This is a genomic window from Nesterenkonia aerolata, assembly GCF_031470965.1.
Taxonomy (GTDB): domain Bacteria; phylum Actinomycetota; class Actinomycetes; order Actinomycetales; family Micrococcaceae; genus Nesterenkonia; species Nesterenkonia aerolata.
The window spans coordinates 102,042-115,549 of sequence record NZ_JAVKGR010000002.1 but is presented as its reverse complement, the minus strand read 5'-3'; the positions used below and the strand labels follow the sequence as shown (position 1 = coordinate 115,549).

14 protein-coding genes are annotated in these 13,508 nt (G+C 68.1%); 3 read left to right on the top strand and 11 right to left on the bottom strand.

The genetic code is table 11. The annotated features are described in order from the left end of the window. Nucleotides 1-6: 6 nt before the first annotated feature. The 4 genes from rpmF to coaD form a co-directional block, all read right to left on the bottom strand. Entirely contained in the window at nucleotides 7-210 is a 204-nt protein-coding gene (gene rpmF / locus RIL96_RS03070; protein ID WP_070161041.1) for a 50S ribosomal protein L32, read from the bottom strand. Between the two features lie 69 nt (nucleotides 211-279). Beyond that, complete coding sequence (locus RIL96_RS03065) at nucleotides 280-852, bottom strand: YceD family protein (RefSeq protein WP_310547535.1); 573 nt, start codon at nucleotides 850-852, stop codon at nucleotides 280-282. Nucleotides 853-1,015: 163 nt separating this feature from the next. Further along, entirely contained in the window at nucleotides 1,016-1,912 is an 897-nt protein-coding gene (gene galU / locus RIL96_RS03060; protein WP_310547534.1) for a UTP--glucose-1-phosphate uridylyltransferase GalU, read from the bottom strand. A 90-nt stretch (nucleotides 1,913-2,002) separates the two neighbouring features. Further along, a complete protein-coding gene (gene coaD / locus RIL96_RS03055) occupies nucleotides 2,003-2,479 on the bottom strand; it encodes a pantetheine-phosphate adenylyltransferase (protein ID WP_310547533.1) in 477 nt (158 codons plus the stop codon). A 91-nt stretch (nucleotides 2,480-2,570) separates the two neighbouring features. On the opposite strand from coaD, the gene RIL96_RS03050 reads away from it, so the two are divergent. Beyond that, complete coding sequence (locus RIL96_RS03050; protein ID WP_310547532.1) at nucleotides 2,571-3,926, top strand: aminotransferase class I/II-fold pyridoxal phosphate-dependent enzyme; 1,356 nt, start codon at nucleotides 2,571-2,573, stop codon at nucleotides 3,924-3,926. Continuing rightward, on the top strand, nucleotides 3,923-4,693 hold the full coding sequence (locus tag RIL96_RS03045; RefSeq protein WP_310547531.1) for a spermidine synthase: 771 nt from the start codon (nucleotides 3,923-3,925) through the stop codon (nucleotides 4,691-4,693). The genes RIL96_RS03050 and RIL96_RS03045 overlap by 4 nt, the downstream gene beginning before the upstream one ends. A gap of 68 nt (nucleotides 4,694-4,761) precedes the next feature. Here the strand turns inward: RIL96_RS03045 and rsmD are convergent, their stop codons facing one another. The 4 genes from rsmD to RIL96_RS03025 all read right to left on the bottom strand — a co-directional run bounded on the left by rsmD (nucleotide 4,762) and on the right by RIL96_RS03025 (nucleotide 9,689). Next, the gene (rsmD, locus tag RIL96_RS03040; protein ID WP_310547530.1) at nucleotides 4,762-5,313 is read right to left on the bottom strand and encodes a 16S rRNA (guanine(966)-N(2))-methyltransferase RsmD; all 552 of its coding nucleotides are present in this window, start codon (nucleotides 5,311-5,313) and stop codon (nucleotides 4,762-4,764) included. 10 nt (nucleotides 5,314-5,323) lie between these two features. Next, a complete protein-coding gene (locus RIL96_RS03035) occupies nucleotides 5,324-7,561 on the bottom strand; it encodes an ATP-dependent DNA helicase RecG (RefSeq protein WP_310547529.1) in 2,238 nt (745 codons plus the stop codon). Further along, nucleotides 7,558-8,592 carry a DAK2 domain-containing protein gene (locus tag RIL96_RS03030; RefSeq protein ID WP_310547528.1) on the bottom strand — a complete coding sequence of 345 codons (1,035 nt, stop codon included), beginning with the start codon at nucleotides 8,590-8,592 and terminating at the stop codon, nucleotides 7,558-7,560. Before RIL96_RS03030 ends, RIL96_RS03035 begins: the two co-directional genes overlap by 4 nt. A 65-nt stretch (nucleotides 8,593-8,657) precedes the next feature. Beyond that, on the bottom strand, nucleotides 8,658-9,689 hold the full coding sequence (locus RIL96_RS03025) for an LCP family protein (RefSeq protein ID WP_310547527.1): 1,032 nt from the start codon (nucleotides 9,687-9,689) through the stop codon (nucleotides 8,658-8,660). A 141-nt stretch (nucleotides 9,690-9,830) separates the two neighbouring features. On the opposite strand from RIL96_RS03025, the gene RIL96_RS03020 reads away from it, so the two are divergent. Beyond that, a complete protein-coding gene (locus RIL96_RS03020) occupies nucleotides 9,831-10,346 on the top strand; it encodes a DUF3515 family protein (RefSeq protein ID WP_310547526.1) in 516 nt (171 codons plus the stop codon). Between the two features lie 31 nt (nucleotides 10,347-10,377). On the opposite strand, the gene RIL96_RS03015 is transcribed toward RIL96_RS03020, so the two are convergent. The 3 genes from RIL96_RS03015 to RIL96_RS03005 are packed head-to-tail and all read right to left on the bottom strand — an operon-like array spanning nucleotide 10,378 to nucleotide 13,447. Further along, nucleotides 10,378-11,517 carry a D-alanine--D-alanine ligase family protein gene (locus RIL96_RS03015; RefSeq protein ID WP_310547525.1) on the bottom strand — a complete coding sequence of 380 codons (1,140 nt, stop codon included), beginning with the start codon at nucleotides 11,515-11,517 and terminating at the stop codon, nucleotides 10,378-10,380. A gap of 5 nt (nucleotides 11,518-11,522) precedes the next feature. Then, a complete protein-coding gene (locus RIL96_RS03010; protein ID WP_310547524.1) occupies nucleotides 11,523-12,572 on the bottom strand; it encodes an NAD(P)H-dependent glycerol-3-phosphate dehydrogenase in 1,050 nt (349 codons plus the stop codon). After that, nucleotides 12,572-13,447: a lysophospholipid acyltransferase family protein gene (locus tag RIL96_RS03005; RefSeq protein WP_310547523.1), complete on the bottom strand. Its 876-nt coding sequence runs from the start codon at nucleotides 13,445-13,447 to the stop codon at nucleotides 12,572-12,574. The genes RIL96_RS03010 and RIL96_RS03005 overlap by 1 nt, the downstream gene beginning before the upstream one ends. Between the last annotated feature and the right edge of the window lie 61 nt (nucleotides 13,448-13,508).

The following is a 13,508-nucleotide window of genomic DNA, read 5'->3' as shown; positions in this document are numbered from 1 at the left end:
CGGAGATCAGGCGTCGGCGACCTTGCGGCCCTTGTACTCGTAGAACAGCGGCGTACCGGCCGAGTCGGTGACCAGCTTGGCCTGGTGCGGCTGGCTGTAGACGACACGGCCGTTCTCCACCGTCTTCACCAGGGTCGGCGCCTGGGCCTTCCACTGGGAACGGCGGTGACGGGTGTTGGCACGGGACTTCTTCCGCTTCGGAACAGCCACGGTGTCTCTCTTCTCTCTCGTTTGCGGGCAGGTCGTATCGGGCTTATGAGGGCTGGAAAAGCCCTTGGGTCAGCCTCTGGGGCCGTCCTCGTCCTCAGATCCCTCAAGATCCTCGGCGAGGCCCGCCAGGGCGGCCCAGCGGGGGTCGATCTGCTCATGCGCGTGCTGCGGGTCATCCTCCAGGCGGAATCCGCACTGGGAGCACAACCCCGGGCAGTCCTCACGGCAGACCGGCTGGAACGGCAACGCCGAGACCATCAGGTCTCGCAGCATCGGCTCCAACTCGATGGCGAGGTCCTCGGAGACGAAACGCTCGTCCTCCTCGTCCGCACCTGGCTCGGCACGCTCCGGGTAGGTGAACAGCTGCATCACATCCACGGTGAGCGGATAGGACAGCTCATCGAGGCACCGTGCACACTGGCCCGCCGCGCGGGCGGCAGCGGTACCGGTCACCAGCACACCTTCGTGCACCGATTCCAGACGCAGATCCAGTTCCAGGTCCTCACCCTCAGGCAGACCGATCAGCACAGTGGAGAACTCCGTGGGCACCGGGACTGTCCGGGCAAAGGTCTCCTGCGCACCGGGGTGACCCCGGAGCTCTTTGACCTCGACGGACAGCTCGCCGCCCTGCTGAGCAGTCACGGTGTTCACTCCCTGCGTTCGACGAACCGGATCCAGAGCAGACTCAGGTCTGGACCGACGTGTCAGTCTAGCCCACCACACCGAGAGCTGGCGAATCTTCGGCGCTGCGGGTGTGTCAAAGCGTGTCTCAACGGCTATCTCGAAGGCTATCGCGGCGGCCCTGTCAGTCGAGTCCGGCGACGAACTCCTTGAGCCAGCTGCGCAGGTCCGGTCCGAGGTCCTCACGGTCCACAGCCAGGGTCACCACCGCCTGGATATAGCTGAGCTTATCCCCGGTGTCGTAGCGTCGGCCACGGAACACCACAGCGTGGACTCCACCACCCTCCTCGACCGGCTTGGAGGCCATCTGCTGCAGTGCATCGGTGAGCTGGACCTCCCCGCCGCGACCGGGTTCCGTGCGCTCGAGCTCCTCGAAGATCGCCGGGTGGAGCACATAGCGTCCGATGATCGCCAGGTTCGACGGCGCCTCCTCGGCCGGGGGCTTCTCCACCAGACCGGCCACCGGCACCACGTCCTCATCGGCCGGGTCCCCTCCGGTGTCCACCACTCCGTATGCGCTGATGTTCTCCTGCGGGACCTCCATGACACCGATGACCGAGCCACCCAGCTCCTGCTGAGTGCGCAGCATGGTGGAGAGGAGCTCGTCGCGAGCATCGATGATGTCATCGCCGAGCAGCACGGCGAAGGGCTCAGCACCGACGTGCTGGCGGGCGCACAGCACGGCGTGGCCGAGCCCCTTGGGATCTCCCTGACGCAGATAGTGGATCTCTCCGAGGTCCGTGGCACGCTGGATGGCGGTGAGCTTGTCCTGATCCCCCTTGGCCTCCAGCATCGCCTCCAGCGCGGGCACCCGGTCGAAGTGGTCTTCCAGGGCGCGCTTATTGCGCCCGGTGATCATCAGGATGTCGTCCAGCCCCGCCTGAGAGGCTTCGGCGACGACGTACTGGATGGCCGGTTCATCGACGACCGGCAGCATCTCCTTGGGCATAGCCTTGGTGGCAGGCAGAAAGCGGGTACCCAGACCGGCCGCCGGGATGACAGCCTTGGTGATCGGTTTCATGGAGATCTCCTCAGATGGACGGACACTGGCAGATGGACACTCGCGTGAAGACACTGGCAGAAGCTGGCAGATCAGGGCGGCAGTAGAGCATCAGCCTCGCTGTTCCAGCAGACGGCGGTACACCGCGCGCGGCACCATCTCGGAGACGTCGCCGCCGAGGCTATGGACTTCTTTGATCAGTGTGGAGGACAGATGCGTGTACCGTCCGTCAGCCTGCAGGTAGATGGTCTCCAGGCCGGAGAGGTGCCGGTTCATCGTCGCCATCGGGCGTTCGTACTCCAGATCCTGCGGCCCGCGAAGACCCTTGACGACGGCGTTGGCGCCCTGGGCTTTGCAGAACTCCGTCAGCAGTCCCTCCCCCAGCGGCTTGACGGTGATCCCGCGGAAATAGGAGAAGGTCTCCTGGGCCATGGCGATCCGTTCCTCCAAGGGGAACATCGGAGACTTATGCATATTCGCCGAGACGGCTACGATGACCTCGTCGAAGAGGTTGGAGGCGCGTGCGATGACCTCCACATGGCCGTTGTGGAGCGGGTCGAAAGAGCCGGGGCACACTGCGGACTGCATATACAGGACACTACTGCACAGCTCCACGCCCCGGCGACAGCCCGCACCGAGGGTCCGTGCTGACAGAGCCGCACTGTTTACGATGGTGGACATGTCTTCGTCCCAGCACTCCCGCCCCTCCTCCGGCCCGTCTTCGAACCTTCCGCCCGACGACGCCACCGTGGCCGCGCCGTCTGCCCCCTCGCGGGTGCCGTTGGATCACCGGCAGCTCTGGACGAAGGCGGCAGTGGGTGCCAACACCTATGACTTCGCCTCCGGCCGGGTGACTCCGACCATCTACGAGCGCACCACGGCCGCCGCGCTGCGCCACGAGGCGCTGAACCTGGGCCAGGGCTTCACCGACCATGAGGGCCCCCAGTGGATGCTGGAGACCGCCGCCGCGGCCATCACCGATCCGCAGCAGGGGCCGGGAAACCAGTACCCTCCGGGACCGGGACTTCCGGCGCTGCGCGAAGCGATCGCCGCTGATCAGCAGCGCCGCTGGGGCATCGAGCTGGATCCGACCTCAGAGGTGCTGGTCACCACCGGCGCCACAGAGGCGATCACCGCTTCTATCCTCGCCTTCGCAGCCCCGGGGACCCAGGTACTGACCTTCGAGCCGCACTACGACTCCTACGGCGCTGTGACCGCCATCGCCGGCGCCGAGTTGGTGGGGGTGCCACTGCGCGGACCTGACTTCCGTCCCGATATCGACGCCCTGGAAGCCGCCATCACTGAGCGGACCTCGCTGATCCTGCTCAATACTCCGCATAACCCCACCGGCACGGTGTTCAGCACCGAGGAGCTGCGCCGGATCGTGGAACTGGCCCGCCGCCACGACGTGAAGATCATGTGCGACGGCGTCTATGAACAGCTGGTCTTCGACGACGCCGCCGAACCGCACCGCCCCATCCTCACCATCCCCGGAGCGGACGAGGTGGCCGTGGCCATCGGCTCGGCCGGCAAATCCTTCTCCCTGACCGGGTGGAAGGTGGGCTGGGTGACCGGGCGGGCGGAGCTGGTCAACCAGGTGCTGGGGATCAAGCAGTTCCTGAGCTTCTGCTCCGGCCCCGCATATCAGTGGGCGGTCGCCACCGGGCTCGCCGACGACCGTGGCTTCTACGCGGAGAACGTGGCAGGGCTGCAGGCCGGCCGGGACCTCCTCTACGCCGGCCTCGAGGCCGCGGGGCTGCGTCCGAACCACGCCGAGGCCGGGTATTTCATCGTCGCCGATATCCGCGGGCTCACCGACATCGGTGATGTGGAGTTCTGCCGGATGCTGGTCGAAGAGGTCGGCGTCGCGGCGATCCCGGTGTCCTCGCTGACCGTGCAGCATCGGGCGAACCCGCAGGATGAGCTGCAGAACCTGGTGCGGTTCGCCTTCTGCAAACGTCACGAGACGATCGAGGCCGCCATGGACCGTCTGGCTCAGCGGCTGCCGGCGGCACTGGACCACCGTCCGGCGTGAGGCGCAATGCGGCGGCCGGACGCATCCGGTTGGAGCCCGACGGTCTCACCGACCGCGGCATGGTGCTGTTCCTCGACGGCGCGGAGCAGTCCCATGTGGACCCGGAGGACCCAGACTTTCTGCTCCATGACTACACCCTGCGGATGGCTGCCGCGCTGGAGACCCTGGCACCGCACCCCCGCCCGAAGGTGCTGCATCTGGGCGCCGGGGCGCTGACGCTGCCCCGCTGGATCGACCATCACCGTCCGCAGGCCGAGCAGGTCGCCGTGGACCTCGTCCCGGAGCTGATGGGGTTCGTGCTGGAGCACCTGCCCATGGACCGTCCGCCGCGGCAGGTCGTTGCCGACGCGGCCGAGGTGCTCGACGAGGGCGGCGCACTGGCCGCAGAGCGCTTCGACGTGGTGATCGTCGACCTGTTCAACTCCGCGGAGGCGCCGGCCTCGCTCACCTCACCGCAGTTCCTGAGCTCGCTGCTGGAGGCCAGCCCGGAGGGACTGGTGTTGATGAACCTCGGTGATGACCCTCCGATGGACTTCGCCCGGAGCCTGGTGAGCATGGTGGCGGAACAGATGCAGCACCGCTGGGACCATCTGATCCTCAGCGCCCCCGCCGATGTGATCTCCGCCGAAGCTGAGGGCAATCTGGTGCTTGTGGCCTGCCCCGGAGACGCGATGGTCGAGCAGGCCGTCGACACCCTCTGGGCCCGCGGCCCGCACCCCGGCGAGGTGCTCAGCGGCGAGGACCTCCACGGTTGGGCACGCGGCTGAGCGAACGGCCGAGCGAGCGGCCGAGCGAGCGGAGACCTCTCTAGCGCCCGATAGGCGCCGGGGAGGTTTCATTGCGGTTCGGCCAACCAGATCCGCGTGCTCCCGTAGGTCTTGTCGTGGAAACCGGTCACCCCGTGGGGCCAGGTTGGTTCCGGGGCGGCGGCGTCGCGCTCCACCACGATCGTCGCGGCCGGGTGCAGCTGGGGGGCGGCCGCGGTGAGCACCGCGGCCAGCTCACGCTCCGAGAGACCATAGGGCGGGTCGAGGAACAGCAGCTCGATGGGTTCGCCCTCCCGGTGGCGCAGATACTTCAGCGCCTCCGTCTTCTGGACACTGACCGTCTCGGCTGGGAACAGGGCGGCGTTGCGGCGCAACGCCTTCACCGCCGCCTCCGCCCGATCCAGCACCTCCAGCAACCGCGCCCCGCGGCTCAGGGCCTCGAACCCCAAAGCCCCAGAACCGGCATAGGCGTCGACGACGACGGCATCGACCAGGGCGTCGTAGCCCTCCAACCGGGAGAACAGGGACTCTTTGACCCGGTCGCTGGTGGGCCGAGTGCCATCGCCGGGGACGGCGGCCAGACGGCGGCCCCGGTGGGTGCCGGAGATGATGCGGGCCATAGCTGGGCTCCTAACCTCGGGTGACGAAGTCCCCGGCGTCGTCGTTCTCCGCCGTCCAGGCCTCCACGGCGGCACGAAGCTGCGGATGCCGGTGCCATTGGGGATCCTGCTCAGTGAGCTGGCGCAGATGCTCCGCGGTCCGGAGGATCAGATCCTCATCACGCAGGATCCGCAGCAGCTGCAGACTGGAGCGCGCCCCGGCCTGGGAGGCGCCGAGGACATCGCCCTCCCGGCGCCGCTGAAGGTCCAACCGGGCCAGGACCATGCCATCGGTGTGCTCAGCGACCTCCCTGATCCGCTCCAGGGAGGGGTGGTCATCGGGCAGCCGGGTCACCAGCAGGCACACGCTGGCCTCCGCGCCCCGGCCGATGCGTCCGCGCAGCTGATGCAGCGTGGACATGCCGAAGGCATCGGCGTCGAGCACCGCCATGAACGTCGCGTTGGGGACGTCGACGCCGACTTCGATGACCGTGGTGGAGATGAGCACGTCGATCTCTCCACCCTCGAAGGCGGTCATCACCCGTTCCTTCTCCGCGGATTCCATACGCCCGTGCAGTGTGCCCAGGCGCAGCCGACCGATCAGCGGGTGCTCGGCGAGCTTCTGCCCGATCATCTCCACCGAGGCGTCCTGCTCGACCGCGACGCCGCTCTGCGGATCCTCACGCCGATCAGACTCGGTGATCTTGGGGCAGACCACATAGCCCTGACGACCGGCGGCGACCTCCTCGGCCAGCCGCTCCCAGACCCGCCCGATGACCCGCGGGCCCCGCGTCATCTGCGCGACGTGGGTCTCGATGGGCTGCCGACCACCGGGGAGGCCTTCGAGCACGGTGAGTTCCAAGTCCCCGAACACCGTCATCGCCACCGAGCGCGGGATCGGCGTCGCTGACATCACGAGCATATGCGGCACCTGGGCGTCACGGTGGCGCAGCGCATCACGCTGTTCGACACCGAAGCGGTGCTGCTCATCGACGACGACCAGCCCCAGATCCGCGAACTGCACCTGCTCACCGAGCAGCGCATGAGTACCGACCACGATCCCCGCCTGACCGGAGGCGATGTCCAGCAGCGTCTGTTTGCGCTCCGCCGTGCTCGCAGAACCGGTGAGCAGCGTCAGCCGCACACCGGCCAGCTCCGCCTCCGCCGTGCCGGTGGTGAACAGGTCACCCTCGACGAGACCACCCAGCAGACCCTGCAGCGAGCGCAGATGCTGAGCCGCCAGCACCTCGGTCGGGGCGATCAGGGCTGCCTGTCCCCCGGCGTCGACGACCTGCAGCATGGCCCGCAGCGCCACCAGCGTCTTGCCGGAACCGACCTCACCCTGCAGCAGCCGGTTCATCGGCGTCTCTCGGGCCAGGTCCTCAGCGATCAGCTGCCCGGCGGCGTGCTGCCCCCGGGTGGGTGTGAAGATCAGCTGCTCATCGAAGGCTTCCAACAGGCCTGAGAACTTCGCCGCCCGGGGCACAGCCTCCCCCCGGCCGGCCTCGGCGCGGCGTCGGGCGATCAGGGCGTTGAGCAGATAGGCCTCGTGAAGGCGCAGCCCGTGCAGCCCACGGCGGGTGTCCTCCATCGTCTCGGGCCGGTGGACCAGCTCGTAGGCCTCCGCCAGCGACGGCGCACCCTCGCTGAGCAGCACCTCCGCCGGCACCGGATCCGGCCAGGCGCTGAGCTCGGCCACGCGCAGCACCGTCTCCACCGCAGATTCGATCTGCCAGGAGGTGATCTGGGCGTTGGCCGGATAGAGCGGCGTCGGGCCTTCGCGCAGACTGGCGTAGAGCCCGGCGACGGCGGCCTGCTCCTCAGCGGCGCCGATGTCTTCAGCCACCGGGGTCAGCACCGCGTACTTCGGATTGTTCAGAGTCAGCCGCCCCCGGTAGCTGCCGACTTTGCCGTGGAAGGTCGCCAGAGTGCCCGCGGTCAGCTCGCGGTGGGCCTGGTGGCCCTGGAAGAACGCCATCTGCAGCGTGCCCTCAGCGTCGTCCTCGACCACGACTTCGGTGAGGAAACCCCGGCGCCGCTGCATCCGGCGCTTGCTGGTGCTGCGAACCCGCGCAACGAAGCTGACATGCTCGTCCTCGCGCAGCTCACTGAGCGTGGAGAGCCGGCCGTACTCCACCCAGCGGCGGGGCAAGTGGTCCAGCAGCTCCCCCGCAGTGAAAATGCCCAGGGCCTCGGCGAGTTTCTGCGCCGAGGGCCCTCCGAGCACCGTGGTGAGCGCCGTCTCCGGGCCGACGGTGCCGACGGTCACGGCCTGACCCCGCCGGTGTGCAGGGGGCTGACCCCGCTGTCCTCGACCTGACCTGCTGCGGCCAGGGCGGCACGGGCGGTATCGGGTGCATCAGTATGGACGTGGATGCGCCACCGGTAGGTGCCCGCGCCGTCGGGTTCGGCTTCCACCGGGGTCACGATCACCGAATCACCGAGCTCGTCGAGGGTATGCCGGATCCCGGCGGCACCCAGCGGATCTAGACGGACAGTGGCCATCAGCTCGACCATCCCCGAGACATCCGCGTCACCGACCGGTTCGGCCGAGGACTCGACGCTGCCGGCCTCCGACCCCGCCTGCGCTCCTGCCGCGGGGTCTGCCCCATCACGTGCAGCGACCCCATGCAGCCCGTCGAGCAGCGTCTCATCGACCTCCTCGACGCGCACTGCGGCACGCAGCGCATCGAAGACCAGCAGCAGGCCAGCACCTCCGGAATCGACGACGGCGGCGGTGCGCAGCGCCGGAAGCTGGAACTCCGTCTGCTCCACCGCTCGCCGGGCCTGGGCGACCACCTCCGGCAGGGCGGCCTCCAACGCCAGATAGCTGGAGGGCTCCTGCACCTCAGCAGCACGCTGGGCGACGAAGTCACGGACCGCATCGATCACCGAGAGCATCGTTCCGGCCACCGGGCCCGAGAGCGCAGACCAGGCCCGCACCGAGGCCGCGTCCAACGCCGCGGCGAAACTCGGCAGCGTCAGCCGGTCGGCGCCGCGCAGCGGACCGGACAGGCCGGTCAGCAGCACTGCGAGCAATGTGCCCGAATTGCCGCGCGCCTGGACCATCGCCTCGGCACCGGCGAGTCCGAGCAGGTCACCGAAGTCCTCGGAGTCGGCCGCCTCCACCGCGGTGCGGGTGGCCTGGGCTGTGGCGAGCATATTGTCACCGGTGTCGGAATCGGGAACCGGGAAGACGTTGAGCCGGTTCAGCGTGGCCCGATGGGTGTGCAGCACCTCGGTGCCGAGATCGAACCACCGCAGCATCGCAGCACGGCCGCGGAAGCGTCGCTTGGCCAAGACCGAACCCTCCTCAGCGGTCCGTGACGCATCTCAGAGGCGCACCAGAGGCGCCGATCCGATGCTCAGAGATCGTTGTCCTCCACGTACTCCTGCAGGCGGTCCTCACGCATCGCCTCACCGATCTCCTCGATGGCCGTGTCATCACGCAGCAGAATGGATTGGCCGTCGCCGGAGCGGCCGAAGCCGTCCACCGGCAGCGTGAACATGGTGACGTCACCGGAGCGCACACTGCGCAGATGCCAGCCCATCTGGGCCAGTTCCCAGGAGTCCAGCGTGTCGTCAACGGTGATGTACGGGGCGAGGTCATCGACGAGATCCTGGACTCGCGCCGGGTTGGCGAGGTTCGACGGGGTCAGCACCTCATCCATCACACCCTCCATGAAGGCCTGCTGGTTGCGCACACGCTGGAAGTCCCCGTCGTCGAAGGAGTAGCGCTCTCGGACGAACTGCATCGCCTGATCGGAATCCAACTCCTGCTCCCCCTCGGCGAAGGAGTAGTCATTGGTCTCGAAGGCTGCCGGAGAATCCACGGTCACGCCGTCGAGCGTGTCCACCAGTCCGGTGAAGCCTTCCAGGTCGATGGCGGCGACGTGATCAACGCGGACATCGAACAGCGATTCCACCGTCTCCACCGTCAGCGGCACCCCGCCCAGGGACAATGCGGCGTTGATCTTGTGCTCGCCGTGGCCCGGGATCTCGACCCAGGTGTCACGCATGATCGACATCAGCTGCACATCATCGCCGTCTTCGGGGATGTGGATGAGCATCATGGTGTCCGAGCGCCCGCTGTTGGGCACCATCGGCAGGTCCTCGTTCTCGCCAGACCCACCACCAGAGTCCGAGCCCAGGAGCAGGATGTTCGTCGCGTCATCGTCCTCGGGGCGGTTCTGCTCATCGGGGAACGAGTCGTCGAACTTCTCGGACTGCTGATCGAAGGAACGGCCGATCGAGGTCAGATACAGACCCGCAGCCACCAGGGCACCGATGACCAGCACCGCCGCGATGATCAGGACGATGCAACCACCGCGACGCCGCCGCCCCCCGCGGCGCGGAGCATCGTCCTCGTAATACTCATGCGCGTCATGACTCGCCATGGGTCTCCTCCCACCGGACAGGCTCGTTCCTCCCGAGCACGCCGCAGCACAGGGCAGGCTCAGGCCTGGCCACTAGGATAGGCCATGGTCACACAGACCCCGGGGACTTCAGGCCAGATCACCCTCCACTACCCTGGAGCCATGCCTGCCCCGCGCACCCGCTCACTGACCCGTGCACCGCTGACCTATGCATCGCCGACCCGCACGTCACGGCGCAGCCTGTGGGCGCTGCTCGGTGTGACGACTGTTGCACTCGTCACAGGATGCGGCTCCACGGCCACCGTCGAGGCGGCACCGCACGCAGCAGATCCGGACTGCGCCGAGGTGATGCTGGGCCTGCCCGAGGAGATCGCTGAGTTCGAGCTCCGCGAGACCACCTCCCAGGCCACGGCCGCCTACGGCGAACCCAGCGCGGTAGTGGTGCGCTGCGGGGCAGAACCGCCGGGGCCCTCCACAGAGCACTGTGTCACAGCCGAAGGGGTGGACTGGCTGGCGATCGAACGCGAGGAGGACTGGCAGCTGATCAGCTACGGCCGCGAACCGGCAATCGAAGTCACCCTGGACATCGAGCGGGTGGCCTCCTCCACGGCGATGGTCGCCCTGGCCAGTGCGGCCGAGAACATCGAGCAGACCCGCGAGTGCACGTCAGAGGGCTGAGTATGCACCTAAAGAAGGCTGTACGTGTGCCTCAGCGCAGCCCGGTGCTGCGCTCCGCGGCCAACATGATCAGCTCGGTGATCAGATCCGGGTAGCTGAGCCCGGAGGCCTGCCACATCTGCGGGTACATGCTGATCGGAGTGAAGCCGGGCATCGTGTTGATCTCGTTGATGATCGGCTCGCCCTCGGCGGTGACGAAGAAGTCCACTCGGGAGATGCCCTCGGCGTCGACGGCTTCGAAGCCGATGACGGCCTGGCGCCGCACCTCCTCAAGCACCTGCTCCGGCAGGTCCGCCGGGCAGGAGAGGTCCGCGGCGGTGCCGTCGGTGTACTTGGCGGTGAAGTCGTAGAACTGGTGAGACTCCCCGCCGTCGTGGACATCGATCTCACCCGGCAACGAGGCCCGGGGGGCGGCCCCGTCCCGTCCGCCCAGCACCGCGCACTCGATCTCACGGCCGTCGATGCCCTCTTCGATCACAAGCTTCGGGTCATGCTCGCGGGCCTGGTCGATCGCCTGTTCGAGCTCCGACCAGTCGTCGACTCGGGTGATGCCCACCGAGGAGCCGCCGCGGGCCGGTTTGACGAACACCGGAAGATTCAACCGATGCACCCGCTCGATGGCTGCGGCAGGGTCCTGCCGCCACTGACGCCCGGTGATCGTCTCGAAGTCGCCGACCCGCAGACCGGCAGCGGCGAAGGCGACCTTCATGAAGTGCTTATCCATTCCCACCGCTGAGGCCAGGATCCCCGCCCCGACATAGGGAACTCCGCAGGCCTCGAGCAGCCCTTGGATGCTGCCGTCCTCCCCGAAGGGTCCGTGCAGCAGCGGAAAGACGACATCGACATGCCCCAGAGACCGCGTGGACCCATCGGCGGCGACCTCCAGCATCTGCGCACCGCGCTCGGCTGTACCGGCCGAGCCGGGGTGCAGCACCACACGGGTCTCCCCGGCGGTCACCTCGGGCATCGCACCCTCGGCGGAGAAGGCGTAGGTGCGGGGATCCGTGGTGGGCACGGTCCACTGTCCGTCACGGGTGATGCCCACCGGCAGCATCTCGAACCGCTCGGCATCCGCCGCACCCAGGACACCGGCGGCGGTGACGCAGGAGACCGCATGCTCGGAGGACTGACCGCCGTAGAGGACCAGGACACGCAGACGTTCAGCAGACACAGTGGTCACTTCCCTTCAGATTTGAGGTCTCGGGCGAGCAGCAGCTTGGCCAGCCGCTCCACCGGCAGCGCACCGTCCAGGACGGCGACGACGGCCTCGGCGATCGGCATCTCCACACCGTGGCGCCGAGCCAGATCCACCACGGCTGAGGCGGACTTCATGCCTTCGGCCGTCTGAGTCATCTCCTGCGCGGTCTGCTCCGCAGTCAGCCCGGTGCCCAGCAGACGTCCGGCGCTGCGGTTGCGCGAGAGCGGAGAGGCACAGGTGGCGACCACATCACCCAGACCGGCCAGACCCGCCAGCGTCTCCACCTCGCCGCCCAGGGCCGCGGTGAGCCGACGGGTCTCCGCCAGTCCGCGGGTGATCACCGAGGCTTTGGAGTTGTCCCCCAGATCCTGGCCGTCGCAGAACCCGACGGCCAGGGCGATCACGTTCTTCACGATGCCGGCCAGCTCCACACCGATGACATCACCGTTGGTGTACGGCCGGAAGTAACCGGTGCTGCACATCGCCGTGATCCGCTCAGCAGTGGATTCATCCGCTGAGGCCACCACGGAGGCCGTCGGCTCCCCCCGCGCAATCTCCATGGCCAGGTTCGGCCCCGAGACCACGGCGATCTGCGCGGGGCTGACTGCCAGCTCCTCGGCGATGACCTCAGACATCCGCATATAGGTGCCGCGTTCGAGGCCTTTGATGAGCGAGACGAAGACGGCGTCCTCGGCGGTGGCCCCGCGTATGGTGCGCAGGTGCTCGCGCAGGGACTGTGCCGGTACGGCGAGGACGACGACCTCAGCTTCGGTGACGACCTCCGTCAGGTCCGTCTGCGCGGTGACGTTCTGCGGCAGGGGCAACTGCCCCAGGTAGGTGCTGTTGGTGTGCTGGGTGCGGATCTCCTCGGCGACCTCGTCACGGCGCGCCCACAGGACGATCTGGGTGGGCACGGAGGAGGCTTCGGCGGAATCACCGAGGATCTTCGCGAACGTGGTGCCCCAGCTTCCCGCGCCGAGCACGGCGATACGACGGGGGGCGATCAGACCGGGATCAGGCAGGGTCATCAGTCACTGCCCTCCTGTGCATCCGGGGCCTGCCGGGCCTGCGGAGCCTGTGGGGCCTGCGATGTCTCGGAAGCCTGCCCGGAACCCGGAGTGCTCCCCGCATCATGACGCCGCGGTACATAGGCATCCTCGGCGGGATCCCAGATCTGCTCCGGAGGCTCTTCACCGCGCAGCGCCGCCACACCGGCGGTCAGCGCCTCCTCGATCCGAGTGGTGGCCGCCTGCAGCGTGGTGCGGCTGACTGGTCTCTGGCGCAGGTCCGAGAGGTCGATCGCCTCACCGAACTGCAGCGTGTAGTGCTTGCGCGGAAAGGGCCGCGGCAGCTTCGCATAGCGGCCGAGCAGCTCGTGTACTCCCCATTGCGTGATCGGCACCAGCGGATAGCCGGTCTTCAGCGCCAGCCGTGCCGCCCCGGTCTTGCTGCGCATCGGCCACATCTGCGGATCCCGGGTGAGAGTACCTTCGGGGTAGACCAGCACCGCACCGCCGAACCGCAGCACCTCATGCGCCGCCTCCAGCGAGGCGCCGCCGTCGCGGGTGCCACGGGCCACCGGCACCTGCCGCAGCCCCCGCAGCACCCCGCCCAGGCCCCGGACCCGGAACAGCGAGTCCTTGGCCAAGAAATGCGGTGTCCTGCCGGTGCGATAGACCGCGTGGGCGACGGCGAGCGGGTCCAGCTCAGTGACGTGGTTGGCCACACCGATGAATCCGCCGTCGGGCAACTGGTCGGCACCCCGCCAGGTCTTGCCCACGGCCAGATTGAGGCTGGGCCGCACAATGGCCGCAACGGCGTGGAAGAACAGGCGGGTGCCGGTGGGCACGGTGCGCTCAGGGGTCTCTCCGGCGGACTCCGGCGCGGGGTCAGGGGCACTCATTCAGCACTCAGCTCGTCGTCCAGTACTCAGCTCGTCATCACGGCAGCGTCGGTGTTCCGCG